The sequence below is a fragment of the Kocuria tytonicola genome (genome assembly GCF_003687455.1).
Taxonomy (GTDB): domain Bacteria; phylum Actinomycetota; class Actinomycetes; order Actinomycetales; family Micrococcaceae; genus Kocuria; species Kocuria tytonicola.
Genome location: NZ_PHOA01000215.1, coordinates 1 through 339, shown reverse-complemented (window position 1 = coordinate 339; position 339 = coordinate 1). Strand labels below are relative to the sequence as shown.

Sequence of the window (339 nt, the reverse complement as noted above, 5' to 3'; positions counted from 1 at the left end):
AGGTGGCGGATAGGCTTCCAAACGTCATGGCTGCACACATCCGACTCGCCCGCTGGGTGGAGAACCACCCCCACCAGAGCAACGCCGTGCTCGTGGTCCTGGGCGGGCTGGTCACGGTGTTCTTCTCCGCGCTCTCCCTGGGGGACACCCGCACGTGGTGGTGCACGCTCGCGTGCTGGATCCCACTGTTCTTCCGGCGCGTGAACCCCGTGGCCACGGCCTACTGCGTGGGCACGCTGAGCCTGGTGAGCCTGCTGGTGCTCAACGTGGCACCCATCGGGCTGTGCCTGTGGGCCGTGCCGTGCGTGGTCTACACCGCGGTCAAGCTCGCACCCACCC

At 68.1% G+C, this 339-nt stretch carries 1 protein-coding gene; it reads left to right on the top strand.

Translation table 11 applies throughout. From position 1 onward, the window contains the following. Nucleotides 1-26: 26 nt before the first annotated feature. On the top strand, nt 27-339 hold a 313-nt coding region (locus CWC38_RS11895; protein WP_439108844.1), incomplete at its 3' end, for a DUF7134 domain-containing protein.